This is a genomic window from Pseudoalteromonas sp. T1lg21 (assembly GCF_002964625.1).
GTDB classification, from domain to species: domain Bacteria; phylum Pseudomonadota; class Gammaproteobacteria; order Enterobacterales; family Alteromonadaceae; genus Pseudoalteromonas; species Pseudoalteromonas gelatinilytica.
In genome coordinates this window covers 76,908-103,331 of sequence record NZ_PQBX01000080.1, presented here as the reverse complement: position 1 = coordinate 103,331, position 26,424 = coordinate 76,908, and the positions used below count along the sequence as shown (strand labels likewise).

The 26,424-nt window shown below is 42.1% G+C and carries 21 protein-coding genes and 1 pseudogene; 6 read left to right on the top strand and 16 right to left on the bottom strand.

The window, feature by feature from the left end; all coding sequences use genetic code 11:
- Positions 1-211: 211 nt before the first annotated feature.
- The 3 genes from rpmG to radC form a co-directional block, all read right to left on the bottom strand.
- Positions 212-367: a 50S ribosomal protein L33 gene (rpmG, locus tag C2M25_RS21485; RefSeq protein ID WP_022946036.1), complete on the bottom strand. Its 156-nt coding sequence runs from the start codon at positions 365-367 to the stop codon at positions 212-214.
- A gap of 11 nt (positions 368-378) precedes the next feature.
- The gene (rpmB, locus tag C2M25_RS21480) at positions 379-615 is read right to left on the bottom strand and encodes a 50S ribosomal protein L28 (protein WP_036973115.1); all 237 of its coding nucleotides are present in this window, start codon (positions 613-615) and stop codon (positions 379-381) included.
- A 273-nt stretch (positions 616-888) separates the two neighbouring features.
- Positions 889-1,563, bottom strand: a complete 675-nt coding sequence (gene radC, locus C2M25_RS21475) for a RadC family protein (RefSeq protein ID WP_105174939.1) — start codon at positions 1,561-1,563, stop codon at positions 889-891.
- Positions 1,564-1,707: 144 nt separating this feature from the next.
- Here radC and coaBC point away from each other — a divergent pair, with 144 nt between their 5' ends.
- Both coaBC and slmA read left to right on the top strand, forming a co-directional pair.
- Positions 1,708-2,901 carry a bifunctional phosphopantothenoylcysteine decarboxylase/phosphopantothenate--cysteine ligase CoaBC gene (coaBC, locus tag C2M25_RS21470; RefSeq protein ID WP_105182095.1) on the top strand — a complete coding sequence of 398 codons (1,194 nt, stop codon included), beginning with the start codon at positions 1,708-1,710 and terminating at the stop codon, positions 2,899-2,901.
- 112 nt (positions 2,902-3,013) lie between these two features.
- Positions 3,014-3,601, top strand: coding sequence for a nucleoid occlusion factor SlmA (gene slmA, locus C2M25_RS21465; protein WP_063699831.1), 588 nt, complete (start codon positions 3,014-3,016; stop codon positions 3,599-3,601).
- A 177-nt stretch (positions 3,602-3,778) separates the two neighbouring features.
- On the opposite strand, the gene C2M25_RS21460 is transcribed toward slmA, so the two are convergent.
- Positions 3,779-4,132 (bottom strand): four helix bundle protein, encoded by a 354-nt coding sequence (locus tag C2M25_RS21460; RefSeq protein ID WP_063699841.1) that lies wholly within the window; start codon positions 4,130-4,132, stop codon positions 3,779-3,781.
- 229 nt (positions 4,133-4,361) lie between these two features.
- On the opposite strand from C2M25_RS21460, the pseudogene C2M25_RS21455 reads away from it, so the two are divergent.
- The 3 genes and pseudogenes from C2M25_RS21455 (at position 4,362) to C2M25_RS21445 (ending at position 11,360) form a co-directional block, all read left to right on the top strand.
- Positions 4,362-7,123: pseudogene (locus tag C2M25_RS21455) on the top strand (prolyl oligopeptidase family serine peptidase).
- A gap of 189 nt (positions 7,124-7,312) precedes the next feature.
- Complete coding sequence (gene katG / locus C2M25_RS21450; RefSeq protein ID WP_063699846.1) at positions 7,313-9,526, top strand: catalase/peroxidase HPI; 2,214 nt, start codon at positions 7,313-7,315, stop codon at positions 9,524-9,526.
- A gap of 187 nt (positions 9,527-9,713) precedes the next feature.
- Positions 9,714-11,360, top strand: a complete 1,647-nt coding sequence (locus C2M25_RS21445; protein ID WP_233999236.1) for a diguanylate cyclase — start codon at positions 9,714-9,716, stop codon at positions 11,358-11,360.
- Between the two features lie 44 nt (positions 11,361-11,404).
- On the opposite strand, the gene C2M25_RS21440 is transcribed toward C2M25_RS21445, so the two are convergent.
- The 7 genes from C2M25_RS21440 to C2M25_RS21410 all read right to left on the bottom strand — a co-directional run bounded on the left by C2M25_RS21440 (position 11,405) and on the right by C2M25_RS21410 (position 17,066).
- A complete protein-coding gene (locus tag C2M25_RS21440; protein ID WP_063699850.1) occupies positions 11,405-12,670 on the bottom strand; it encodes a sensor domain-containing protein in 1,266 nt (421 codons plus the stop codon).
- A gap of 308 nt (positions 12,671-12,978) precedes the next feature.
- On the bottom strand, positions 12,979-13,188 hold the full coding sequence (locus C2M25_RS21435; RefSeq protein WP_105174941.1) for a hypothetical protein: 210 nt from the start codon (positions 13,186-13,188) through the stop codon (positions 12,979-12,981).
- A 312-nt stretch (positions 13,189-13,500) separates the two neighbouring features.
- Positions 13,501-13,854, bottom strand: coding sequence for an immunity protein Imm33 domain-containing protein (locus C2M25_RS21430; protein WP_105174942.1), 354 nt, complete (start codon positions 13,852-13,854; stop codon positions 13,501-13,503).
- Positions 13,855-13,960: 106 nt separating this feature from the next.
- Positions 13,961-14,308: an immunity protein Imm33 domain-containing protein gene (locus tag C2M25_RS21425; protein ID WP_062565971.1), complete on the bottom strand. Its 348-nt coding sequence runs from the start codon at positions 14,306-14,308 to the stop codon at positions 13,961-13,963.
- A gap of 191 nt (positions 14,309-14,499) precedes the next feature.
- The gene (locus C2M25_RS21420) at positions 14,500-15,147 is read right to left on the bottom strand and encodes a HEAT repeat domain-containing protein (RefSeq protein WP_105174943.1); all 648 of its coding nucleotides are present in this window, start codon (positions 15,145-15,147) and stop codon (positions 14,500-14,502) included.
- 279 nt (positions 15,148-15,426) lie between these two features.
- Complete coding sequence (locus C2M25_RS21415) at positions 15,427-15,708, bottom strand: Imm27 family immunity protein (RefSeq protein ID WP_105174944.1); 282 nt, start codon at positions 15,706-15,708, stop codon at positions 15,427-15,429.
- Between the two features lie 173 nt (positions 15,709-15,881).
- On the bottom strand, positions 15,882-17,066 hold the full coding sequence (locus C2M25_RS21410; protein ID WP_054563381.1) for an NAD(P)/FAD-dependent oxidoreductase: 1,185 nt from the start codon (positions 17,064-17,066) through the stop codon (positions 15,882-15,884).
- A 323-nt stretch (positions 17,067-17,389) separates the two neighbouring features.
- Between C2M25_RS21410 and C2M25_RS21405 the strand changes: the two genes are divergently transcribed.
- The gene (locus tag C2M25_RS21405) at positions 17,390-19,522 is read left to right on the top strand and encodes a S8 family peptidase (RefSeq protein WP_105182094.1); all 2,133 of its coding nucleotides are present in this window, start codon (positions 17,390-17,392) and stop codon (positions 19,520-19,522) included.
- Positions 19,523-19,609: 87 nt separating this feature from the next.
- On the opposite strand, the gene C2M25_RS21400 is transcribed toward C2M25_RS21405, so the two are convergent.
- From C2M25_RS21400 to prlC, 5 genes are all read right to left on the bottom strand, one after another.
- The gene (locus C2M25_RS21400; RefSeq protein WP_105182093.1) at positions 19,610-20,083 is read right to left on the bottom strand and encodes a peroxiredoxin; all 474 of its coding nucleotides are present in this window, start codon (positions 20,081-20,083) and stop codon (positions 19,610-19,612) included.
- Between the two features lie 105 nt (positions 20,084-20,188).
- Positions 20,189-22,114, bottom strand: coding sequence for a methyl-accepting chemotaxis protein (locus C2M25_RS21395; protein WP_105182092.1), 1,926 nt, complete (start codon positions 22,112-22,114; stop codon positions 20,189-20,191).
- A gap of 150 nt (positions 22,115-22,264) precedes the next feature.
- Complete coding sequence (locus C2M25_RS21390; protein ID WP_063699868.1) at positions 22,265-23,020, bottom strand: class I SAM-dependent methyltransferase; 756 nt, start codon at positions 23,018-23,020, stop codon at positions 22,265-22,267.
- Between the two features lie 43 nt (positions 23,021-23,063).
- Positions 23,064-24,242 (bottom strand): response regulator, encoded by a 1,179-nt coding sequence (locus C2M25_RS21385; RefSeq protein WP_063699869.1) that lies wholly within the window; start codon positions 24,240-24,242, stop codon positions 23,064-23,066.
- A gap of 109 nt (positions 24,243-24,351) precedes the next feature.
- Positions 24,352-26,403, bottom strand: coding sequence for an oligopeptidase A (gene prlC, locus C2M25_RS21380; protein ID WP_063699870.1), 2,052 nt, complete (start codon positions 26,401-26,403; stop codon positions 24,352-24,354).
- Positions 26,404-26,424: the final 21 nt, after the last annotated feature.

Below are 26,424 nucleotides of genomic sequence, written 5' to 3'. Positions count from 1 at the left end.
TAATAGAGCCTTCTACCGTTTCGGCCAGTCGGTTTAAGGCAAGGAATTAAATTTAATAAGCCGAAATGAGCGCGCATTTTACGCTTAGATTGATAATTAAGCAAGATAAAACAGCAAACCAAACTAGATATTCTGCTCTAATAAAAATTTCTAAACGCTAAAAACAAAAAACCCAGCCGAGGCTGGGTTTTTGAAATTCTGAAAACTAAAATTACTTGATTTTAGCTTCTTTGAAAATCACGTGTTTACGAGCTTTAGGATCGTATTTTTTGATTTCCATTTTTTCAGGCATGTTACGCTTGTTCTTGTCGGTAGTGTAGAAAAAACCAGTACCAGCAGTTGAAACTAAACGGATCTTATCGCGCATGATTCAGTTCCTTAAACTTTTTCGCCACGAGCACGGATTTCTGTAAGAACCGCGTCGATGCCTTTTTTATCGATAATACGCATACCTTTAGTAGTAGTGCGTAGTGTTACAAAACGTTTTTCACTTTCAACCCAAAAACGGTGAGTTTGTAGGTTAGGTAGGAAACGACGTTTAGTCGCGTTTCTCGCGTGTGAACGGTGGTTACCAACCGCTGGACGCTTACCTGTAACTTGACATACTTTAGACATGTCTATATATCTCCAATAACTTCGCTCGAGCTTAATTTTCCCTTAGGCCAGTATTTGTGCCCCGGGATAAATCGAAGGGCGCTCTTTATACAGCTTATACAGGCAAAGATCAAGTAACAGATCTTATCCAATCAGCTCATGTGTAAATTTGATAGCGGCTAATTATAATGATCGAAAGCCCTTAGGGAAAGTAAAAACTGCATTTAAATTAAACTAATTTCTAAAATCAGCCTAAACTGCTCATTTTTAACACACTCTCTAAGCTATCAGGCTTTATATAAGCCCTCTTTCGGCAAACGACACACAATTTTCACCACCCACAATGATGTGATCCAGCACATTTATATCGATTAAGGCTAAAGCTTGCTGCAATTTAGTGGTGATCAATTTATCAGCCTGACTAGGCTCAGCAACTCCACTTGGGTGATTATGAGCAAGTATCAGTGCCGCCGCATTATTACGTAGTGCTGCTTTAACCACTTCGCGTGGGTATACAGATGCGGCATTTATAGTGCCGTAAAAAAGTACTTCGTCTTTAATTAGCTGGTTTTGACTATCTAAGTACAGCACCATAAATACCTCTTGCTGTAAGCCACGCAACTGAATAGTTAAATAGTCATACACAGCTTGCGGTGAATTAAATAATGCTTCGCGCTTACATTGCTCAAGCATATAGCGCCGGCTTAGTTCAAGTACCGCTTGAAGCTGTACATATTTAGCAGATCCTAAACCCTTTTGAGCGCAAAACTCTTGCTCAGATGCATTAAATAAGTCGTGCAACGTGCTGTTAATATTGAGTAGATGCTCCGCCAGCTCAATGGCATTCATACCCGGCACACCGGTACGTAAAAATATCGCTAGTAGCTCTGCATCTGAGAGTGCTTTGGCACCTTGGGCAAGTAACTTTTCCCGCGGCCTTGCTGATAAAGGTAAATCGGTTAATGGCATTGCTTCATCCTTAAAACAACTATTCCATTTATTAAACTGTACTATAAAATCCAGTTTTTGCCTGTCAGTAAAAAAGAAAACTTCATGCTATCGGTAAAGATTTGCTATCGTTAGCCCATATCGACAAAGGTTAAATTTCACGTAATGACAAAATCAGTAAATAAAAAAATCCTGCTAGGTATGAGTGGTGGTATTGCAGCCTATAAATGTGCAGAACTTGTTCGCCGTTTAAAAGATCAAGGCTGTGAAGTAAAAGTCGTCATGACCGACTCAGCAAAACACTTTATTACTCCTTTAACTATGCAAGCAGTTAGCGGTGAAATTGTTTCTGATTCATTACTCGACCCCGCAGCAGAAGCCGCGATGGGTCATATCGAATTTGCCAAATGGGCAGACATTATTTTAGTTGCCCCTGCAACCAGCAATATTTTAGCGAAAATGGCGATGGGTATTGCGGATGACTTACTCACGACCCTACTACTCGCCACCCCAGCAAAAGTGGCGGTTGCACCTGCAATGAACCAACAAATGTATGCCCACCCTGCTACACAAGCAAATCTTGCCACACTTAGCGAACGTGGCGTGGCTATTTGGGGCCCAGGTAAAGGCGAGCAAGCCTGTGGTGATGTAGGCGCAGGGCGCATGTTAGAGCCTCATGAGTTAGTCGCGCTTTGTACACAACCTGAAGTAGAGCCATTACTTGCAGGCAAAACCATCACGATTACTGCAGGACCAACCCGAGAAGCCCTTGACCCAGTTCGCTATATCTCTAATCACAGCTCTGGCAAAATGGGCTATGCCCTTGCAGAGGCTGCGCTTGCGCTAGGTGCAAAGGTAAACCTGATTTCAGGTCCCGTGACAATTAAAGCACCTGCTAATGCCCTGCTCACTAATATAGAAAGTGCTGAGCAATTACTCGCTGCCTCAATGAAGCTAGCCGTGCAATCAGATGCATTTATCGGCTGTGCTGCAGTGGCTGATTACCGTGCAGCTGCAATTCATGAGCAAAAGATGAAAAAGCAAGGCGATGAGCTGACCCTCACTTTAGTTAAGAACCCAGACGTCATCGCTAACGTCGCTGCACTGAACGAAAATCGCCCTTATACCGTTGGCTTTGCGGCAGAAACTCAAGATGTTGCAAGCTATGCTCAAGGTAAATTAAAGAACAAAAATCTCGATATGATCTGCGCAAATGATGTATCAAAAGAAGGTCTTGGCTTTAATTCTGATCATAATGCTTTAACACTTTTCTGGCACAATGAGCAGCTAGATTTAGCAATGGGAAGTAAAAAAGATTTGGCCATGAGCGTGATGACTGAGCTTGCCAAGCGTTTGTAAAAATGCTGGAAAGAAACTGAATAAAACATTAACATAAGCCACTCATTTGCACAAAAAATGGCTTGTCTGACTCCCAACAGCGCAAGTAATAAATTATAAGAAAGGAATGGTCATGCCTGCGACAAAAAGAAGTAATCGCAAAGAGCAGATTCTGCAAGCACTCGCACAAATGTTAGAAACCAGCCCAGGTCAACGTATCACAACCGCAAAACTCGCGGCTGAGGTAGGTGTGTCTGAAGCTGCGTTATATCGTCATTTCCCGAGTAAAGCACGGATGTTTGAGGGCCTAATCGAGTTTATTGAAGATACCCTGTTATCACGCATTAACCTCATTTTAGAAAATGAGAAAGAAAGCCAAACACGTGTGTACAATATTTTACTGTTATTGTTAGCCTTCGCTGAGAAAAACCCGGGCATTACCCGCATTTTGACCGGTGATGCCTTACAAGGTGAACAAGAGCGCTTACGTGAACGTGTACAAGGCTTATTTGAAAAGCTAGAAACTCAGTTCAAGCAAGTGCTACGCGAGCGCAAACTACGCGAAGGCAAAGCATTCCAGTCAGACGAAACCACCCTAGCCAACTTCTTACTCGCCTATGTAGAAGGTAAGATGAACCAATTCGTGCGCAGCGACTTTAAAGCAAAACCAAGTGCACAATTTGAAAAACAATGGCCAGAACTACAAAAGATTTGGTTGTAGTGAGTTGCTAGGGGAAAGAGTAAAGTTAGCGAGTTGCTAGAGTAAACTTGGAGCTGTCAGCCTTCAGCCTTCAGCCGTCAGCCGTCAGCTATCAGATTGAATTCCAAACAGTTAGCGAGCTTCTAGGGGAAAGAGTAAAGTTAGCAAGCTGCTTTCTAACTTTCCCTTTTCTAACTACTACCTTTGATTCGCATTATTAATTGCTCTGATTAAGCCCGCTAACATCATTGATAATTCCTGCGTTTCTATTATCCATTTATTTGCCACCTCAGTGCTAACCTCACCAACCTGAAGCGATATATAGAGCTGTGATCTTAGCTCACCACAACTTCCTTTTGCATAGTAAAGAAAACGCACACAATCCTTTGAAGACATCCGCTCATAGCCCTCTGCTATATTCGATGAAATAGACAAGCTAGAGCGCTTAATTTGGTCTTTCAAGCAATATTCACGACTCGATTTAAAGTGTTGAAAAATTGCAATTGCTAACGTAGCAGAACGCTTCCAAACATCTAGGTTTTCAAATTTCATTTTAAATATCCTTATTTAAAACATATTTCTACTTATAGCCTAACAACTCCCATATTCCAACTCCCCTCTCACAACTTTCCCCTTTCCCCTCGAAACTTTCCCCTAGCAACTTTCCCCTAGCAACTTTCCCCTTCCACCTCCCCAAACACGCCACTTATCGTATCTACTCGAATTGTTTATTAAAAACGCTACACTGGGTGCGTAAATTTAAAAACAACGAGAAAGATGAATGAAAGCGCAATTATCACTTTTGAGCTTAGCCTTGGTAACAAGCCTTGGTAGTGCACAGGTTGGTGCGAAAGAAGCTCTGCAATTTAAAGACGTGTTTGATTTTAAATACGCAAAAGGCACCCAACTTTCTGAAGATGGCCAAATTCTTAGCTTTAGTGCCGACCCTTATCGCGGTAATGCACAAGGTCAGGTTTATACATTAAACAATAACACCCTGCTAACTAGCGTTGAGCGCGGTACTCGCCCAACTATTAATAAAGCAGCAAACTGGGTGGCTTTTACTCAAGTTCCAACCCTACTTGAAAAAGAAACCACCAAGAAAAAAGACGAGCTAAAAAACAACCTTGTTTTAGTAAATACTAACAATGGTGAGCAACAAACCTTTAACGATGTAAAAGACTATGCATTATCGGATGATGGTGTATGGCTTGCTTACCGACTCGATAAGAAAGCAGAAAAAGCAGATAAAAAAGACAGCGAAGAAAAAGACGAAAACAGCAGCGAAATAAAGCCAGACAAAAAAGATAAAAGCTTTGATTTAGTGCTTGTTAACCTTCAAGACAAAACCACTCACACCCTAAACAATGTATTCAGCTATGCGATTAGCAGCACCGGTGAGCAGTTATTAGCAAGCCAAAGCTACAGCTATGGTGCCGACAACCAAGTTGTATTAGTTGCGCTTAATAATGACTTGCAACGAGTGTACTGATTGATGAGCCGGGCGTTGTGGCAAATAAAATTGCTTGGCAACCAAACAGCAATACCGCAGCGCTGTTAATTGGTAATTACGTTAATGATGACACACGCCGTCGTGACCACAGCTTACAGCTTTTACAAAACGGGGCGCTTTCAACCATTCACTCTGCAGATAGCAGCTGGACTATTGGCAAAACAGCATCGCTAAAATGGTCTGAAGATGGTGCTCGTTTATACTTTGAAAACCACCCTAAACTCGCTGCAAAAGTTGCCGCAAAAGAATACAAAGATGAAGCTTCTTTATATGATTTCGATACCATTCGCGACCAAAAGGGCCTCAACGTTTGGCACAATAAAGACGCTGAAATTAAGCCTCGCGAAGAGCAGCAATGGAACAGCACAAATAAGCTTCGTCACTACCAAGCGGTATATCATGTAAACGGTCAGCACGTTGTGCAGTTAAGCACGCCAAACATGCCTGAGGTTTCGCTTAATACTCATCGCGAAGCGCTATTAGGTTATTCAGATCTTCCATACCTAGAGCGTGTTATGTATGGCGGTTTCTACGCAGATTACTTCAGTGTTGATGTTAAAACCGGTAAACAAACCGCTATCGTCAGCGACTACCCGTTTAGACCAAGCCTTGCGCCAAATGGTCAATTTGCGGCATTTTTCCAAGACAGCCAAGTGCAACTTAAAGATTTAGGTAACAATAAGGTTTCGACCTTATCTAAAGCAATTAACGCTATTTTTGCTGATGATAAACATGACTACCCGTCACCTCAGCCGGGTTATGGTTTTGCAGGTTGGTTAAACGACAGCAGCCAAGTGCTGGTTTACAGTAAATTTGATATTTGGGCTTTTGATGTCGCAACACAAAAGGCAACACGCCTAACTCAAGGTAAAGAAAGCAATACCCAATATCGTGTTATTAAACTAGATAAAGACCAAGTGGGCTTTGCCAAAGACGAAACATTATTACTAAGCGCAACTAACCTGCAAGATAAGCAAACTGAAATTGCAAAACTCGACTTATCAAGCAATAAAGTAAGTAAAGTACTTTCGGGTAAAAAGCGCTATGATGTAGTGAAAAAGGCGAAAAATGCCGACAAATATCTCTTTACTGCACAAACATATCAGCAATTCCCTGATTACTACCAAGCTGATTTTAGCTTCAAAAAGCCACAGCGTGTTACCAACCTAAACCCACAAATTAGCAACTTTGCATGGGGTGAAAAACCTGAGCTTATTAGCTACAAAGGGTTTGATGGTGAAGATTTACAAGGCGTATTAATTAAGCCTGCGGGCTACAAAAAAGGCGATAAGGTGCCAGTGGTTGTGTACTTCTACCGCTATATGAGCCAACGCATGTATGACTTCCCGAAAATGGAATTAAATCATCGTCCTAACTTCCCGATGTTTACTTCAAATGGTTATGCGATTTTCTTACCTGATATCCGTTTTGAAATTGGTCATCCGGGCAAATCGTCAACCCAAACGATGATCAACGCCACTCAAAAGTTGATTGATTTAGGCATTGCTGATCCAGATAAAATTGGTTTACAAGGTCACTCATGGGCAGGCTACCAAAGTGCCTTTATGATCACCCAAACAGATATGTTTAAGGCTGTTGTATCAGGTGCGCCAGTATCTAACATGACCAGTGCATACAGCGGTATTCGCTTAAAATCAGGTCTTGCGCGTCAGTTCCAATACGAAACAGGGCAAAGCCGCATTGGTAAAACGTTATTCGAAGCCCCAGAGCTATACATCGAAAACTCACCAGTGTTCTTCGCCGATAAAGTGAATACCCCAATTCTGATTATGTTTGGCGACAAAGATGATGCTGTGCCATGGCACGAAGGTGTTCAATACTACCTAGCGCTTCGTCGTGCGGGTAAAGATGCCACCTTCTTACAATACGAAGGTGAACCACATCACCTGAAGAAATTCCCTAACCAAGTGGATTTCTCAGTACGCATGATGGAATATTTTGATCATTACTTAAAAGGCAAACCAGCCGCTGAGTGGATCAAAAACGGTGTACCCTTTATTGAAGAATAAGCAATAAGCTGAATTTAAGCTTACTGCACACCTCCCCCAGAGCCAGCATTTTTGCTGGCTTTATTCTATAAAATCAATCACACCATCTATTTTTTCGATTTTATCAATCGATTTAAACCCCAGTTTGTAAGTGGAAAGTTAACCAGAACATAACTATATTTCACCCAACTTCTAACTGGAGACAACACAATGTTTAAGAAATCAACTTCAGCTTTGTCTAAAGTAGCTGTTGCGGTATCACTGTTGGTGGCAACAGGCGTACAAGCTACAAACGACATCAAATCAAACCAATTCTGGTGGCCAGAGCAATTAGATCTTAGCCAACTTCGTGCCCATGGCGCAGAGTCTGATCCTATGGGTCCTTACTTTGATTACAAAAAAGAATTCTTAAAGTTAGACCTAAATGCAGTGAAAGCTGATATTGAGAAAGTATTAACTGATTCTCAAGATTGGTGGCCTGCTGACTACGGTCACTATGGTCCGTTCTTCATCCGTATGGCGTGGCACGCATCAGGTACTTACCGTACTTTTGATGGTCGTGGTGGCGCAGGCGGTGGTCAACAACGTTTCGACCCATTAAACAGCTGGCCTGATAACGCGAACCTTGATAAGGCGCGTCGTTTACTTTGGCCTATTAAACAAAAATACGGTCGCAGCATTTCTTGGGCTGACTTAATGGCGTTAACAGGTAACGTTGCACTCGAGTCAATGGGCTTCAAAACATTCGGTTATGCCGGTGGTCGTGAAGACGATTGGGAACCAGATTACGTATACTGGGGCCCTGAAGGCAAAATGTTAACTGACGAACGTCGTGACAAAAAAGGTAAACTTAAAGGCCCATTAGCGGCAGTTGAGATGGGCTTAATCTATGTAAACCCAGAAGGCCCTCACGGTAACCCTGATCCACTTCTAGCAGCAGAAGACATTCGTTTATCATTCGGCCGTATGGCAATGAACGATGAAGAAATCGTTGCGCTAATCGCCGGTGGTCACAGCTTTGGTAAAGCACACGGAGCGAAAAAAGCGACGTGTTTAGACAAAGAGCCAGCAGCAGCAGGTATTGAAGAGCAAGGTTTAGGTTGGAAAAACAAATGTGGTAAAGGTCACTCAGAAGATACCATCACTTCAGGTCTTGAAGGTGCATGGACAGTGACACCAACACGTTGGTCAATCAACTACCTACAAAACTTATTCAACTTTGAATGGGTTAAAACTAAGAGCCCTGCGGGTGCGACTCAGTGGATCCCAGAAAATGGTCAAGCGTCTAACCTAGTGCCAGATGCGCACATTAAAGGTAAGCGTCATGCGCCTATCATGTTCACAACTGATATCGCGTTAAAAGCAGATCCTGAGTTCCGTAAGATCTCACAGCGTTTCTTAAACGACCCGAAAGAGTTCGAACTGGCATTTGCTAAAGCATGGTTCAAACTAAACCACCGCGATATGGGTCCACGTGCTCGTTACCTAGGTGACTTAGTGCCAGAAGAAGTATTAATTTGGCAAGACTATATCCCTGCAGTTGACCACAAACTAGTTGATAGCAAAGATATCGCGTCACTTAAAGCTAGCATCTTAGATTCAGGTTTATCTGTATCTGAACTAGTGCGTGTTGCTTGGGCATCAGCAGCAAGCTACCGCGACACAGATATGCGTGGTGGTGCAAACGGTGCACGTATTCGCTTTGCTCCGCAAAAAGATTGGCCGGTAAACAACCCGAAAGAAGTGGCTAAAGTACTTAGCAAACTTGAGAAAATCCAAACTAAGTTCAACAAAAATGCATCTGGCGGTAAAGAAATTTCACTCGCAGATATGATTGTTCTTGGTGGTGCGGCTGCAATCGAAAAAGCAGCAAGCGACGCGGGTTTCTCTATCTCAGTACCATTTAAGCCAGGTCGTATGGACGCGTCATTAGAAATGACTGACGTTGAATCATTCGAAGTACTTGAGCCAACAGCAGATGCGTTCCGTAACTACTACAGCTCAGCATGGAAATCACCGGCTGAAATGTTAGTTGAACGTGCTGATTTACTAAGCTTATCAGTACCAGAAATGACTGCACTACTAGGTGGTATGCGTGCCCTTAACGCGAATACTGACCAAACTAAACACGGTGTATTCACGAAGAAACCTGGCACATTAAGCAACGACTTCTTCGTTAACCTATTAGATATGTCAACGAAGTGGTCTAAGTCTTCTGAGGAAGGTGTTTACGAAGGCCGTGACCGTAAGTCAGGCAAACTTAAGTGGACAGCAACACCAGTAGATTTAATCTTCGGTTCAAACTCAGAGCTACGTTCAATTGCTGAAGTGTATGCCTCTGACGATGCTAAACAGAAGTTCGTTGATGACTTCGTAGCAGCGTGGACTAAAGTAATGACGCTAGATCGTTTCGACCTACGTTAACCCATATTTTCGCAACCAACAAAGCCGCTAAGTTAGCGGCTTTTTTTATTTTCGTTGATAATTTACTCGACAAGGCAGCGGTTTACGTTAAAAATAAAACTTTATTATTATATTTATTTGGACACAGGCATTAGGGATGATTGCGCGCTTTATACTGCTTTTTGTTATCTACTCATTATGCCTTAGCATGACGACCCAAAGCCGTGCAGATAACTCCCCTATTGTTAATATCGATCAACGTAGCGTTGACCTCACTCAATTTGCTATGAGCTATTTTATTGATAGCACAGGCGCCATGTCTCTTTCGCAAGTTCAGCAGCAAAATTTTACCAACAGTCAAAACGAGCTTACTTTGGGCACTAACGCTAAAACTACGTGGTCAAAAATAGTTATAAAAAATAGCTACAGCGATACCCTACGCTTATTTGTACATAACCCTGATGCCTATCATTTAGAAGAAGTCAGCTTTTACGAAACACAATCAGCACAACTGATAAACCAATCGGTTATCCAACTTGATAAAACAGGCCCTAAAGCCAATATGTTTGGTGGCAGTGCCGTGTTTTCGTTTTATATTGCTCCTAACCAGCAAAAAACAATTTACGTAAAAAGCGTCACTTTTTCTCATCAGTGGTTTGCACTAACGATTTATGATGAAGAGCATTCAAAGCGAGCCCTTGTTGGGAATGGTAATTACATTGCGCTGCTTGTCGGGATGATGTTAGCGCTGATGATTTATAACTTCTTCTTGTATTTATCGGCCCGTAAAATCGAGAACATTGTTTACGCCCTGTATCTTATCTCTGGCACGGTGTGGGTGGCGCTGTCTTATGGTGTTGCTGCTAACTTCTTTGGTATTTTTAGTGCTGAGCTATTACAGCTCAATTCTAACTTACTGAGCATGCCAAGCTTTTTAGTAATTTTTGTAATGCTCATTTTCGAAACCAAAAAGCATTACCCTAAAGAGCATATCGCGCTGTCGATTATTTTGTTCTTACTGGTTGCTGATTTTATCTATAGCTTGTTCGATATTGTGGGGGCATTAAAACCTGCCAGTAGCTTGGCAGCTTTAATGATGACGGTGACATTTGGAGTATCTATTTCGCTGTGGCGAAAAGGTAACACACTGGCAAAATACTTTTTGCTCGGCCACTCTATGTTCGTTATTTTCAATATGCTGGCGGTGCTTTATTACAAGGGGATCAGCGACGCAAACGTGATAAATAGCCACGGTGTAGGCATAGGTATTTTGCTCGAAGCCTTAATGATGGCGTTTATTCTTTCTTATCGAATTAAGAGCCTCGAAAAAATTAAAGCACAGCAAACTGAGCTCAATCGCTTGGTCGATACAGATCCTATGACAGGCCTGTATAACCGCCGTTACTTTGACAGAAAAAGTGAGGAATTGATTGCCGCTATGGCAAGTAATCAGCAAGAGTTAACCCTACTAATTGCTGATCTCGACCACTTCAAAAACATTAACGACACATATGGTCACGATGTTGGCGATAAAGTCATTATCGCATTTGCCAACATACTCACCTCAGAGCAAGGCCTTGCTGATATAGCCTGCCGTTACGGCGGCGAAGAGTTTGTGTTATTACTCAATTGTAACCTACTTGATGCAAAACAAGTTGCCGAGCGAATTCGCCAAAAAGCTCAAGAAACCTACATCACCATTGATGAAGTACAAACCGTGCAATTTACCGTGAGTATTGGTGTACACAGCGTAGCTCATGCTTCAACAACCGTGAAAGAAACCCTCACCATTGCCGACAAAGCATTGTATAAAGCGAAAAGTAACGGCCGTAATTGTGTTGAAGTGGCTGCTTGAGGGGAAAGTTTCAAGTTTCAGAGCAACATAAGGCGTTAAAACCATTAGCTGAAATGAATGATGGTTGTTCCGGGTTGCTTTTTAGCTTGGTACATAGCCGCATCCGCTTCTTCAATTAGCTGGTTTGCTGCATACACACCATCGCCGAGAAAATGCGCTGTCACACCAATACTTGCTGTGACTTCAATTGACTTACCTTTACAACTAAAAGGGGCTGAAAATTGATCCGCAATTTTATGTGCCAAGCGATTCAGAATCGTCGTGTTAGTTACGCCTGAAATAGTCACTAAAAACTCATCTCCCCCCATTCTTATCACATAATCGGTACTTCTGACGGCAGCTTTAAGTTGCTTTGCAACCCATACCAAAACTTCATCGCCTAGTGCATGACCATGCTGATCGTTGATTTGTTTAAAATCATCTAAGTCGATATAAATAAAGCCCATTCCCTCAGCCACATCACCATTTTCACTAAATACATCATTTAATAATTGCTCTAGATAACGACGGTTCGGTAATTGAGTAAGCGGGTCAAGATTCGCAAGCTCAATCAAAGCCTGCTCTTTATTTTTTCGAGCTGAAATGTCACGCACAATCGCAAGAAGATAGCTTTTCCCTTGATGGTCAATATGACACACACTCACTTCTGTAGGAAAAACCTGACCATCTTTTTGTTTTAAGCACGACTCAAAAATAGTGGTTTCTTGAGCTTTTATACGCTCCACCCTTTCTTGCCATTTAGCCTTGGTATCGTAGTCAGGGTTAATGTCTGGAATGGTTAGTTTTAAAAGCTCCTCCTTTTCATAACCTAAGCACCTAAAAGCAAATTGATTACAATTAAGGATTTGACCAAACTGAGGGTTTGCAACAAAGATGGCATCATTCGATTTATCAACCAAATGGGTCAGCAAAATATCCGCGGCCGCCTCTTTATTGACTGTTGTTAAGTCAATAATTTGCGAAATATAACGCACAACATTACCGTCAGTATCCATCTCGGCAACAATATTCAGCTGACAATAAATAGCATGACCCAACTTATGCATGTAACGCTTTTCGATTTGTAAGGGCTGCTCAGGAAACTGATTAAGCTTGGCACGAATAGCTTTATTTAACTCTCTGTCATCAGCATGAGTTATAACAACATCATCGGCGTACACTTCATCGCCTTCGTAACCTAATAGTTGTTTTAGTGCCGGGTTTGCATATTCGAGTTTACCGCTAGGCGAGGAAACAATGACAGGGATAGGTGTAATTTCTATTAACCGATAAATAGGATTAACAAACATCTGTACGTCATTAAGTTTCATGGGCAACCCGAGTCCAATACATTATTACTACTCAGTAAAATGAAATAATAGACTATAAATTAGCTATCAGCTATCAGCTATCAGCTATCAGCTATCAGCTATCAGCTATCAGCTATCAGCTATCAGCTATCAAAATTATGTAGGGCGTCATTTGGGGTGGCAAGAATTGATTCTAGGTTTTGGGTGCTAGGTGCTAGGCGCAAATAAAAGACATCGTGTTTCTTCTTTGAGTCACTGTTTTTGAAAACAACCCCAGATTCCACTAAGAATATATTTGGATTCAAACTAAGGTAGAATCCTCTTAATTTTTAATCATCAATAAGGTCGTAAGATAATTCTGCTTTCTTAATCTCGAGTTCCAACTCTTTTGTGTATGGCAGCCTTACAATATTTCCCACAAGAATTTCATTCACAGTGGTCTTTGCCTCTGCAATCGTCATTTTCAACTCTCGACGCAATACCTTATTAAAAGATATTTTTCTAAAACCCGTGGACCACTTCGTAATTTCAATAATCATTTTCTTCCAGCTTTATACTTACTGATCTAGGTTATTTACATACACATGGGCTTTTGCTTTTTGCCACTACCTCGCACATGGCGTCAGAAAATGATTTAGCTTATCCCCAATGGTTTTACTTAACTACTTATCACCAATCATATGCATGAAAAATAAATGGGTAACATTATAGTTGTCTAGTTTAGTTACTAGGTGCTAGGTGCTAGGTGCTAGGCTTTAGGTGCAAATATAAGATATCGAGTTTCTTCTTTGAGCCATGTTTATTAAGAACAAAGCCCGAGAGTGCGAAGCTCTGAATTAAAAAGATATTATCTATTTGTCGTTTGCTACTTTTTCATCAAACCAAACATGTTCTTGCTCTCCACCCAGCATGAATCGATAACCAGGTGGCAAAGCCATATAAATAGCTACTTCAGGTCTATATTTTACAATATGAGTAAAGTGAACCGTTTTTAAACTCGAAATATCTCCATTATATTCGTCAGTGGTTAACCACCAACCGCTCATATGGTCCGGTGAAGGGTAACGAACTCCTTCTAAAGGCAGCCCCTCATATACACCGTCAGATATTACTACCATTTGCTCCTCGTCAACTGGTGTATATTGTGCACTATAGTGTTCACAACACTTCTGTTGAACTTCTAGCAGATGAGTTATTCCTTTCATCTTAAATTGGATACCACACAATTAATTAATCTATCGAGAATATCATCAAAGTTGAAAACAACAAAAAGCTCCCGCGAGTGTGAAGCTTAGAATTCAAACTATGTCGTCAAATATTTAATAAAGACTCATCAAACCAAACATCAACATAATCTCCTGCGATTAAAAACCTATAGCCCGGAGGTAGCGCAAGAAATTTTTTGATATCAGGACACCACTCACCTAAATGAGCAACATGAAGAGGAACGAAAAAATCAGGTTCTTCAGAAAACTCTTCTCCACCCCAAATGTACCAACCTGTTGTATCTCCTTCAGGAGAGTGTCTTAGTCCATTAATAGGAATAACCCCTTGCTTGACGTTACGAGAAATCCCAACTTTCATATCTTCGGGAGATGATACAAAGTCGGCATTAAATTCATTACAGACCAATCTTTGAATTTTTGTAATTTCAGTCATTAAAAATCATGCACCTTTTTCTGCGCTTTAAACACATGGGGTTAGGTCTTGCTTTTGTCACTACCTCACCCATGCCAGCAAGCGGTTCTTTCCATTGAGCAGCTTAGCCAGTCTTGAAAACAAAATCCAAGCCACCACAGCTAGAAAAAACAAAGCCCCGCGAGTGCGAGGCTTTGGATTTAAATCTCTGATCAACCTAATGAAGCTAAAAGTTCATCATATTTAGATAGTACAGATCTAAAATCATTAGGATTTACAATTTTATCTAGTTTCTCTTTTATCACAGGGATATCCTCTTCTCGGATTCCCTCTGCTAATAAGTTTAAAATAGCGCACCTATCTCGATAATCTCTGGAGTCAGAATAGCAAACTAATAGGTTCCCAATTGAGTATGTTGGATCAAGTTTATATAACGCATAGTGAATACTTAAAACAGTTCCACTCTTAAGCTGCTTATCTTTTAACTTATTAATCAAAAGTTTAATAACTTTTTCATTTTTAGAATTTAGCTCAGCTAGACTAATTACACATGAATCAACGACATAATGGCTTGGGTCATCTAATAATTCGCAAATCTTTTCTAAATTATCAAGTAAATCAAATTCAGCGAGAAATTCTATACAATCAGAGCGAATAAGTTCATCGCTATCTAATAATCCTCTGTTAAAAATATTTTTAATTTCTTCGGTATACTCAAAGCATGCCAATTTAGAAAATGATCTTTGTCTTATTTCACTATCATCAGATAATACACCTTTTTTAAGCTTATCAAATGATTGTGGGGTTTCATCACTAATAACTACTATATCATCCATATAAACGTTCAGCATATTAGTCATATCATTTTACTCCAGAGCTCATAGTGTCAGGTCTTTCTTTTGCCACTACCTCGCCCATGGCATCAGAAAATAATTTAGCTTAACCCAATGGTTTTATTTAACTACTTATCACCTATCATATGCATGAAAAATAAATGGGTAACCTTATAGTTGTCTAGTTTAGGTGCTAGGCGCAAATATAAGATATCGAGTTTCTTCTTTGAGTCACTGTTTATTAAGAACAAAGCCCCACGAGTGCGAGGCTTTTGATTCGACAGCGTTAGCTGTTCATTAATTCTCTTACTTGAATTTGTATTTGTTTTTCGCATTATCCAGCGTTAAGTGAATCAAACTCGGTGCACCTGCGCCATGAGAGCCTGAGTCGTCGTAGACTAGCTCCCAAAGACGCCCATCAGTAGGATCTCGTAGTAACGTTGACCATCCATCATCGGAATATGCAATGACTAACAATACGTTATTCTTTAAATAATCAATTCGCTGTGCCGTTTCATCTGCCACAACCTTACCGTTTAAAAAAACATGCTTACCGATTAATTTGTTTTCATCTTTCCTTAGATTCATGTCTTATCAACCTAAATACTGTTCTTCTGGTACTTTTCAGTTTCGGATTACAAATCCCTCAAGCGCGCTAAAGCACGACCTACAAGCAAGTGCTACCCTAGCACCTAGCTCCTAGAGCCTAGCCACTATGAACTAACCACTAACACCTTTCCCCTAGCAACTCGCAACTCAAATCAACAATACTGCCCTGCTGCAAAGCCGCAGCTCCAGGCGTATTGGAAGTTGTAGCCGCCTAGCCAACCGGTGACGTCGGTGACTTCGCCGATGAAATAGAGGCCCGGTGACTTTTTCGCTTCGAAGGTTTTTGAGCTTAACTCGTCGGTGTCTACACCGCCAAGCGTGACTTCGGCTGTTCTGTAACCCTCTGTGCCGTTTGGCTTAATTTGCCAATTGTGAATGTAGTCATGTAACGCGTCGATTTGCGCATGGCTTAGCTGGTTTACATTACAATCAGGGATCGCTTTAGTATCGTGCAGCATTTCAACAAAACGCTTTGGTAAAATGGTCGCTAGGGTATTTTTCAGTGACTTTTGCCCTTGGCTTTGACGCCACTGCTCAAGCTGCTGTTTTAAATCGAGCTCGGGTAACAAGTTGATGTACACAGTTTGCCCTGCACGCCAAAAAGAGCTGATTTGTAAAATAGCTGGGCCCGAAAGGCCGCGATGAGTAAACAAGATGTTTTCTTTAAACTGGGTGCCATCTTCACTGGTAACCAGACAAGGAATGCTGATCCCCGATAACCCATCAAAGCGATCTTTATCATGCTGGTGTAACGTAAATGGCACTAATGCCGCCATGGTTGGTAGCACTGTTAAACCAAATTGCTCTGCAATTTTATAACCAATTGGTGATGCACCGAGCTTAGGCATGGTTAATCCGCCCGATGCGACAACTAACGACTCACATTGATAGCTGTCTTGCTCAGTAATAACTTCATAGCCCGCATCGGTTTTTGTCACGCTGAGTACTTCGTTACGCAGCGCTATGTTAACACCCGCCCACTCACACTCAGTTAAAAGAATGTCGACGATATCTTGTGCGCTGTTATCACAAAATAACTGGCCCAGCGTTTTATGGTGATAGGCCAAGCCGTGACGGTCCACCAGCTCTATAAAGTCATGCTGGGTATAACGACTTAAACACGATTTTACAAAGTGAGGATTACCACACAAGTAGTTGTCTGGGCTTGCGTTTTCATTGGTGAAGTTACAACGCCCGCCGCCGCTGATTAATATTTTACGGCCCGGCTTTTTGCCCATATCAAGCACAGTAACATTGCGACCACGGTAGCCTGCTTGTGCAGCACACATCAAACCTGCGGCACCGGCGCCAATCACAATTACATCTACTTGGGTCATTACTCATACTCACTAAAAAAATTTAGCTGATTATAACAAGTTATTGTCGCTGCTGTGTTAACACTGAGGTGTTTTTACAAAAAAGATAAAACCAAAAAACGAAATAAAGTAAAAACTCAAAACCGTAAAATTATAACTTTATTATGAGAAATGCGTAGAAAAACACCATTAAAAGACTAGTTTAGACGTCTATACATTTAGTTATAACCAAAATAGAGACAACCATAATAAAACGATATTTTAACTAAATTTACATTTATTTTACCTTTGTCCCCCTTCGCGAAAAATATCGTGGAGATTTACATAACAATCTAGGGATCATTATGACAACTAACAACAACTTGAAGAAGTGCGCAATTGCACTGAGCTTGACTGCGTTGTTTGGGACGACGGCAGCAATGGCTACTCCAAACCAACTAATGTCACCATCTATGCAGGAAACTGCGGCGAAATTACAAGGCCAAGAAGGCTTTGGTACACAATTCATCATCAAGTATAAAAACAACAGTGATGAAATGATGACAATGTCGGCAGCAGAACAAACGCCGACTATGATGAATAAAAAAGCAAAAGGCTTTGTTAAAAACTTCACCAGCAAAAAAGGTAAAGTAAAAGCACAATACGTTCGTGCAATGGCGATGAATAATCACCACGTAATGCGTGCTAATAAAAAACTTTCTGCTGAAGAAGCACAAGAATTCATGCAAGAGATGGTTGCAACAGGTAACGTTGAATACATCGAAATCGACCAAATGTTAAAGCCATTTGCAACGCCTAACGACCCTCGTTATGACGACCAATGGCACTACTACGAGCAAGCGGGTGGTCTTAACCTTCCTACAGCTTGGGATACAGCAACGGGTAGCGGTGTGGTTGTTGCGGTACTTGATACAGGTTACCGCCCACATATTGATTTAAATGCCAACATTCTTCCTGGCTATGACATGATCTCTAACGTGTCTGTAGCTAACGATGGGGGTGGTCGTGATAGCGATGCTCGCGATCCGGGTGATGCAATCAGCGCTAACGAATGTGGTTACACACATGGTGCGCAAAGCTCAAGCTGGCACGGTACGCACGTTGCGGGTACTGTTGCGGCAGTGACTAACAACGGTGAAGGTGTTGCCGGTGTTGCTTACGATGCGAAAGTAGTTCCTGTACGTGTACTTGGTAAATGTGGTGGTTTAACTTCTGATATCGCTGACGGTATTATCTGGGCTTCAGGTGGTTCGGTTTCTGGCGTACCAGCAAATGCTAACCCTGCAGATGTTATCAACATGAGTTTAGGTGGTAGCGGTTCATGTAGCTCTACAACACAAAGCGCTATCAACCAAGCACGTAACAACGGCACTGTGATCGTAATCGCTGCGGGTAACGATAACGATAACTCTGCAAACTACAACCCAGGTAACTGTAATGGTGTTGTAAACGTTGCATCTGTTGGTCGTAACGGTGGTCGTGCTTATTACTCAAACTACGGTAGCAACATTGACGTTGCAGCACCGGGTGGCGCACAAAGCTTTGCGAATGACTCTGAAGGTGTGTTATCAACACACAACTCAGGCTCTACAAGCCCAAGCAGCGATTCATATCACTACTCGCAAGGTACGTCGATGGCAGCACCACATGTTGCGGGTGTAGCAGCGCTAATCAAGCAAGCTAAACCATCTGCAACGCCAGATGAGATCGAAAGCATCTTAAAATCAACAACTCGTTCTTTCCCTGCAACATGTACAAGCTGTGGTACAGGTATTGTTGATGCAGCAGCCGCTGTGGCAGCAGCATCAGGCACAACACCACCACCAACAGGCAATGTGTTAGAAGATGGCCAAGCACTAACAGGTTTAAGTGGCTCTGCTAGCAGCCAAACTTTCTACACAATGGAAGTGCCAACAGGTGCAACTAACGTAACCTTCACAATGAGTGGCGGTACAGGTGATGCTGACCTTTACGTTCGTGCAGGTAGCGCACCTACAACGTCAACCTATGATTGTCGTCCGTATAAAGGTGGTAACAACGAAGTATGTTCTATCGATAACCCAACAGCAGGTACTTACCATGTAATGCTGAATGGTTACTCTGCATACTCAGGTGTTAGCCTAGTGGGTGATTTAACAACTTCTGGCGGTGGTTCAGGCTCAGGTTCACCACAAGCAGGTGGCGGCACTGTAACTGATATCTCTGCAAGTGCTGGTCAGTGGAAACACTACACGCTAGAAGTACCAGCAGGTATGGCAAGCTTCACTGTTACGACGTCTGGTGGTTCGGGTGATGCTGACTTATTCGTTAAGTTTGGTAGCCAACCAACGTCATCTAGCTATGACTGTCGTCCGTACAAAAACGGTAACGCAGAAACATGTACATTCAGTAATCCACAAGCAGGTACGTGGCACTTAAGCTTAAATGCTTACCGTACTTTCTCTGGTGTAACATTGGATGCACAGTATCAACCTTAATAGTTGATCTCCCCAGTATCCCCCTGGGACTTTTCAGCCGGACTTACGTCCGGCTTTTTTGTACTAATATCAAATAGCGAATTGATATTAAAGCTTTTCAAGAACAGCTTCAGCGCGGCTTACTACAAACTCTTTGTCTTGTTCAACAAACAGCCCTGTTACCGTTTGGTTTTCAACGATCATCGCATAACGCTTTGAACGTACGCCACCAAAACCAGCGGTGTCTTTATATAAACCAAGTGCTTTAGTAAAGCTTGCATCACCATCAGCTAACATACGAATATGCTCTGCGTTATGAGCTTCACCCCATGCTTTCATTACAAATGCATCGTTCACCGATACACAGTAAATTGCATCAACGCCTTTAGCGGTAATTTTATCGGCTAGCGTAATAAACTCAGGTAAGTGAGCGTTTGAACAGGTTGGCGTAAATGCACCAGGCACCGCAAATAACACTACTTTTTTATCTGCAAATAATGCCTCTGTTGATAGTGTTTGCATGCCCTCACTGGTTAATTCGCTAAGGGTTGCTGCAGGTAAATTTTGGCCTTGTTCGATCATTGTAATTCCTTGAAAGAAAATAAGAGTACAGAGTATATACCCAAAAAATTGAATACCGCATGATTTAAGGGCAAACAATGCAAACCATTGCTCGCCCTTGAAGAGTTATAAACCTAAGCTGGTTTTAATGGTGTGCATTTGCTCTTGTAGGCGATGCTGGATATCACTAACCAGTGAGTTTGACTCACTTACCTGCCCTTTCATGCTCTGCATTGATTGGCTAAAGTTTTCGAGTAAGGCATTTTGCTGTTTAGCAAGCTCCATAGCATCAAACGCGACTTTATTAGCATCTTGCGCGTTATCGGCAACGCCTTCTGAATTACGTTTAAGCTCTTGAGCATTTTGTGTTTGTAGCTCGGCATCAGTAGCCAGTGCACTAATTTGCTCTGATACCATGGTTGAGTTTTCACTTAGGCGGTTTAGCTGATTATTGATATCATCAAGCGAGCCTTGTGTTTGTCTGGCAAGCTTTCGTACTTCGTCAGCGACAACCGCAAAGCCTCGACCATGCTCACCTGCACGTGCCGACTCAATCGCCGCATTCAATGCCAGTAGGTTTGTTTGCTCAGCAATGTTTTTGATCACCTCAATAACTTGGCCAACATCATCAACGCCTTTTAATAGCTCTTTTAAGCTATCTAGACCTTGCTCAACGCGCTCTTCAGTGCGAGAGCTTGCGGTTAACATGCTGTCGGCAAAGCCTAAGCTTTGCTCCATCGCACCAAAGGTTTGTTTGGCGTTATCAGCAACTTGACCATTAATGTTATTGACCTGCTCACCAATGTGTTGAATATCAGTAAGTAAACCTTGGTTTTGTTCAACCTGAGAGTGGCTGGCATCCGTTTGCTGAGCAATGGTATGTAAGTGCTCGCTCATCTCTAGCATAAAGTCATTAATAACTTTAAGCATTTGTGCTCGCTCTTCTGCCTCACCTCGCTGGCGCTCAATCAATTGATTAAAGTAATGGGCGATTTCACCGACTTCGGTTTTCGGATTTTTACTCTCGATATTTTTAAGCTCATTACTTTCAATCAAGAAAGCAAAGCCATCGCGCAACTGACGCAGTGGGTTAAGCACTTGGTTACGCTGAACAAAGTAAACGCCACCCGCTAAAACCACCAGCATGCCAATAGCCACGCAAAACACGATAAATACTTGTTGTTTAAGTTGGCTTTGTTCGTCTTTTAGTTTTTGCTCTGCACCGAGTACCGTTGCTGAAAGCGCACCGATTTGTTCGCGCAGTGCCTGCATACCGGTTTGACGTAGCTCAGCTTGTTCAAGGGTCGATGCTAAATCACGTGGAAAGCGTTTAGGCCAACTACTTAGCTCTGCTTTAATGTCACCCGCTAAATCTTCAGCTTCTTCACCCAGAAACAAGGCGTCTTCATCCACTTCGCTCATTACACCTAGGTTTTCGAGTCTATCGATTTTAGCAGCAAGAGCGTTTAGGTTTTCAACACTTTGATTGAGGCTATTTTTAGTGTCTTGATCAAAGTTGATCACCAACTTGTAAGTATACAAAGCAAGTGATGTCACTTCGCTGTAGTAGTCAGCAGCAAGTCGATAATACTCAAGAGCAAGCGCAGTTTGCGGCTCTGCTTTGCTTGCATAACCAATTAACGATGAAGCAGAGCCTGCCATTTGTCTTAACGAGTTATCGAGCAGTGCCATTTCGTTACCCGATAGCTTACCTAAAGCGCGATACTTACCATTAATGTCTTTATCGAGGGCCGTAAGTTGGCTATTTAGTTGACCCGCTAGATCATTTGGTAGCTCAGCTAAATGCTGCTTTTTAACATCGCTAATCAGCGTTGAGGCTTTATTTAAGTGTTGGCTGTCACCTTGCTCTAAATAATCATCAAGGTAACTTTTTAAATCAATAATGATGGTGTTTTTCAGCTTATTATAAGCGTTATCTTGCTGCTCTAAGCCGAGTAAGGTTTGACTAGCCCAGAACAAGGTGGCTGCCAGTAAGATACTGGCGAGTGTGAGTAAAACGGCCAATAGCCGAGTAAATGATGACACGCGCATAAACGATATTCCCAAGTAACGTTACGCGCGTAGAATATTAACCTTTTATGACAATTTGATGTAAACCGTAAAAAATAACAGGTAAAAACGATAACAACTAACCCAAAAGGGTTAAATAAATACCAATTCGCTTAATATTGCGGATTAGTATCAGACCATTGCAGCTTTTACGTATACATCAAAGCGGTTCTTTTTGGTTTTGATTTGCATACTCGGGGTTTTGTCATTTAGAAATGGGGCGTAATCAGGGCGCTTCACGACGACTCGCTTACTGGCAAGTGGATAAGCAAATTCTAATAAATCATCAGCATCGCTGTCTGCACCGACGAGTTCTTGGAATACTCGCATTTCCTTTTTAACAAGGGCTGATTTTTCACGATGAGGAAACATAGGATCTAAGTACACAACATCAGGTACTTCGTTACATTGCGCCAGTAGAGTATGACTAGAGCCAAACACTAAACTCATGTTTTCTTTCATCCAAGGGCCGATTTCTGCATCGTTATAGGCGCGTTCTAGGCCATCAAATAATAGCGCAGCAACCACTGGGTGGCGTTCATGCAAAATCACTTTACAGCCAAGTGATGCCAGTACAAAGCCATCGCGGCCAAGTCCTGCGGTGGCATCTAGCACCACAGGCGTGGCACCTTTGTTTAAACCAACCGCTTTTGCGATAGCCTGCCCTTTACCACCACCAAACTTACGTCGATGAGCTGCGGCACCCGTTACAAAATCAACATGGATAGCACCAAGCTTTGGCTCGTCCTTTTTCTTCAAGCTCAGACCTTGATCGTCATAATGAAGCGAAAAACCTGCATTTTGCTCAGCCCACTTGACCAAACCAAAACGCTGTTCAATCGCATCTAAATAAGGACGCATTTCTTTAAAAGGACAATGAATTACCACGCAAAACTCCGAGCTATCTGATTCGCCGCCAGTATAGCATGCCTTAAAATAGCTCGATATCCGTTTGTGAGGTCACATCTTCGGTATCACTCGGCTCTGCCATTTTTTGTAAACTTGCTAAAAGCGAGCTTCGCGATTCGATAATGTGCTTTAACTGATACTTTATAAACGCCAAGTCTTCATTCAGTGAGGTAAACAGTAATTGCGTTTGTTTTAATTGCTGCAGGTGAAACGCAACTTCGTCGCTACTCGCCAAACCGCTTTGTTCAATAGATTTATTTAGCTCATCGAGTTGGGCGGCAAGCTTCTCAACAGCGTGTTCGCGAGAATCGCTGTTCAGATACATTTGATCAGACAAGTCATTAAACGCATTACCAATTTGCTGTGCCTGCGTAAGCGCACGCTCATTGTTTTCCATGTCTTGTACTTTGGCGTTAGTCACCTCAAGAATATGCGGGAATAAATCTTTGTAACGACCATACAGCTGGGCATCATCTAATGGCATATTCTTAACCAGCATCGATACTTTAGGGTAATTAATAATTGTGCGATGGCTAAAATCAACAAAGCGATTCGCATCTCGGTGTTTTTCGAGTAGCTCTTGCTCAAGTGGACACACCCCGCCATCTGCACTACAAAATACGCCAACATCTTGATACCAAAACGCCAGCACGACATCGAGCTCCATCGGGTTAAAAAACTCAAACATATGTTCCGATAACGCTTTGATATCGTGAGCATGATAACTTTGCCCTACGTAGCGCATGATGCGTCCCATATCGCCTGAATCTGTCATCGCGATTTCGGCAGTAATTTGCGCTCGCTCAACATCACTTTTAAGTTTTTTCGAGTGCTGGCGATATTGATACAACACGCGAATACGTGCCATCAGCTCTTCAGCATTAAATGGTTTTACAATGTAATCAGCAGCACCTGCGTTATAGCCTTTTACACGGTCTGGTAGGTCTGACTTACCCGATAAAAACATCACTGGAATATCTTTTGTTTGCGGGTTAGCTTTTAATTCGTTACATACCTCAAAGCCTGTTTTTCCCGGCATTTCGATATCAAGTAAGATGATGTCAGGATTGTACTTTAACGCCTGTCTTAATCCTTCGTCGCCATTTTTAGCATGGATCAGTGTGCAAAAGCCTGATAGCGATTCCTCAATCACATGATGGATATATTTATCATCATCAATGGCTAATACAAGTTTTGACATGCTTAATTCCTATAAACTCTTTTTTATGAAGGATAGTACGAGAGCGTGATTTTGCGAAGAAATATTAATAAAAAAAGCGCCTTACGGCGCTTTAGATCAACAAAAATTATTATGCAGCAATGCCGCTATGTCTAAGTAGCGCATCAACTTGTGGTTCGCGTCCTCGGAACTTTTTAAATAGCTCCATAGGCTCTTCACTGCCCCCTTTTTCTAAAATGTTCTTTAAGAACGCTTCGCCCGTTGCTGGGTTAAAAATGCCTTCTTCTTCAAATTTAGAAAACGCATCCGCCGAGAGTACTTCAGCCCACTTGTAAGAGTAGTAACCTGCGCTATAACCACCCGCAAAAATATGGCTAAAACCATGCTGGAAACGGTTAAACGCGGGGGCTTTAACAACGGCCGTTTTACTGCGCACTTCATCAAGTGTTGCTTGAATATTACATGGCTCACCCGCTTTGTACGTATGGTGAATCGTAAAATCAAACAACGAGAACTCAAGCTGACGCAGCATTTGCATACCTGATTGGAAGTTCTTCGCCGCAAGAAGTTTATCTAATAACTCTTTTGGTAACGGTTCACCTGTTTCGTAATGACCCGAAATAAAGCTTAAGGCTTCTTCTTCGTAACACCAGTTTTCAAGGAACTGACTTGGCAACTCAACCGCATCCCATGCTACACCGTTAATACCTGCAACCGGCGCTGCATCAACTTGCGTCAACATATGATGAATACCGTGACCAAACTCATGGAATAAGGTCGTTACTTCGTTATGGGTAAACAAGGCTGGCTTATCACCCACTGCTTTATTAAAGTTACATACTAAATACGCAACAGGGGTTTGTAATTCGCCGTTAGCACGTACTTTACGACCCATACAGTCATCCATCCAGGCGCCGCCACGCTTACGATCGCGGGCATATAAATCGAGATAAAAACGACCACGTAAAGTATTGCTGCTATCGTAAATTTCGAAGAAGCGTACATCTGGGTGGTACGTATCAAAGTCTGTGACTTCTTTAACGCTAATACCAAATAAGCGATTTACTGTGGTGAATAAGCCACTTAATACCGTATTTGCAGGGAAATATGGACGCAATACTTCATCAGAAATCGCGTACTTTTCTTGCTTAAGTTTTTCGCCGTAGTAAGCGTAGTCCCACGCGGCAAGCTCTGTCACACCGTGCTTATCTTTTGCGTAAGCAGTTAACTCAGCAAGTTCTTGCTCAGCTTGCGGTTTTGATTTGTCGGCTAAATCTTCTAAGAATGAAAAAACCTGCTCTGGCGTTTCAGCCATTTTAGTCGCCAATGACATGTCAGCGTAGCTGTTAAAGCCCAATAACTCGGCAAGCTCGTGACGCAGTGCAAGCTCTTCGCTCATAATGGCAGAGTTATCAAATTCACCGGCGTTAGGGCCTTGATCAGAAGCACGCGTCACAAACGCAGTGTAAAACTCTTCACGTAACTCGCGGTTATCTGCGTAGGTCATAATGGGTAAGTAAGATGGAAAATCTAGCGTGAATACCCAGCCATCTAGATCTTTGCTTTTAGCTGTATCAGCACCAAGGGCTAATGCAGACTCAGGTAAACCAGCCAGTTCGCTTTCATCAGTAATGTGCTTTTGCCAAGCAAGCGTGGCATCCATCACATTATTACCAAACTTAGAAGCCAACTCAGATAAACGCGCACTAATTTCGCCATAACGCTTTTGTTGCTCAGGCTTTAAAGCGATACCAGATAGCTCAAAATCACGCAGTGCATTAGTAATGGTTTTTTGTTGGGCAATGGTCAGAGTTTTAAATTCGTCACTGCTGTGAAGTGCGTTGTAAGCATCGTACAAACCTTGATGCTGACCAACAAACGTTGAATACTCAGATAACAATGGCAAACATTGCTCATAGGCTTCACGTAGTTCATCGCTGTTAACGACAGAATTCATATGTGATACCGGTGAAAATAAGCGTGATAACTTGTCATCAGCTTCTTCAAGCGGAAGAACCAAATCATTCCATGTGTATGATTTAGTTGCCAGTACCTCATCTATTTTGGCACGGCACTCAGCAATCGCCGCTTTTAATGCTGGCACTACATGTGCTGGTTTAATTTTAGAAAACGGCGGAAGCCCTTCTAAACCAATGAGTGGGTTATTTTCTGCAATTGTCATTTTCGTTCTCAAATTTTATGC

What these genes read in the sequence shown, in the direction of transcription:
- prlC (WP_063699870.1), bottom strand. Translation starts at nt 26,403, where the DNA reads ATGACAATTGCAGAAAATAACCCACTCATTGGTTTAGAAGGGCTTCCG.
- C2M25_RS21400 (WP_105182093.1), bottom strand. Translation starts at nt 20,083, where the DNA reads ATGATCGAACAAGGCCAAAATTTACCTGCAGCAACCCTTAGCGAATTA.
- C2M25_RS21395 (WP_105182092.1), bottom strand. Translation starts at nt 22,114, where the DNA reads ATGCGCGTGTCATCATTTACTCGGCTATTGGCCGTTTTACTCACACTC.
- C2M25_RS21445 (WP_233999236.1), top strand. Translation starts at nt 9,714, where the DNA reads ATGACGACCCAAAGCCGTGCAGATAACTCCCCTATTGTTAATATCGAT.
- rpmG (WP_022946036.1), bottom strand. Translation starts at nt 367, where the DNA reads ATGCGCGATAAGATCCGTTTAGTTTCAACTGCTGGTACTGGTTTTTTC.
- C2M25_RS21415 (WP_105174944.1), bottom strand. Translation starts at nt 15,708, where the DNA reads ATGAATCTAAGGAAAGATGAAAACAAATTAATCGGTAAGCATGTTTTT.
- C2M25_RS21420 (WP_105174943.1), bottom strand. Translation starts at nt 15,147, where the DNA reads ATGACTAATATGCTGAACGTTTATATGGATGATATAGTAGTTATTAGT.
- slmA (WP_063699831.1), top strand. Translation starts at nt 3,014, where the DNA reads ATGCCTGCGACAAAAAGAAGTAATCGCAAAGAGCAGATTCTGCAAGCA.
- rpmB (WP_036973115.1), bottom strand. Translation starts at nt 615, where the DNA reads ATGTCTAAAGTATGTCAAGTTACAGGTAAGCGTCCAGCGGTTGGTAAC.
- C2M25_RS21385 (WP_063699869.1), bottom strand. Translation starts at nt 24,242, where the DNA reads ATGTCAAAACTTGTATTAGCCATTGATGATGATAAATATATCCATCAT.
- C2M25_RS21425 (WP_062565971.1), bottom strand. Translation starts at nt 14,308, where the DNA reads ATGACTGAAATTACAAAAATTCAAAGATTGGTCTGTAATGAATTTAAT.
- katG (WP_063699846.1), top strand. Translation starts at nt 7,313, where the DNA reads ATGTTTAAGAAATCAACTTCAGCTTTGTCTAAAGTAGCTGTTGCGGTA.
- C2M25_RS21435 (WP_105174941.1), bottom strand. Translation starts at nt 13,188, where the DNA reads ATGATTATTGAAATTACGAAGTGGTCCACGGGTTTTAGAAAAATATCT.
- C2M25_RS21460 (WP_063699841.1), bottom strand. Translation starts at nt 4,132, where the DNA reads ATGAAATTTGAAAACCTAGATGTTTGGAAGCGTTCTGCTACGTTAGCA.
- radC (WP_105174939.1), bottom strand. Translation starts at nt 1,563, where the DNA reads ATGCCATTAACCGATTTACCTTTATCAGCAAGGCCGCGGGAAAAGTTA.
- coaBC (WP_105182095.1), top strand. Translation starts at nt 1,708, where the DNA reads ATGACAAAATCAGTAAATAAAAAAATCCTGCTAGGTATGAGTGGTGGT.
- C2M25_RS21410 (WP_054563381.1), bottom strand. Translation starts at nt 17,066, where the DNA reads ATGACCCAAGTAGATGTAATTGTGATTGGCGCCGGTGCCGCAGGTTTG.
- C2M25_RS21405 (WP_105182094.1), top strand. Translation starts at nt 17,390, where the DNA reads ATGACAACTAACAACAACTTGAAGAAGTGCGCAATTGCACTGAGCTTG.
- C2M25_RS21430 (WP_105174942.1), bottom strand. Translation starts at nt 13,854, where the DNA reads ATGAAAGGAATAACTCATCTGCTAGAAGTTCAACAGAAGTGTTGTGAA.
- C2M25_RS21440 (WP_063699850.1), bottom strand. Translation starts at nt 12,670, where the DNA reads ATGAAACTTAATGACGTACAGATGTTTGTTAATCCTATTTATCGGTTA.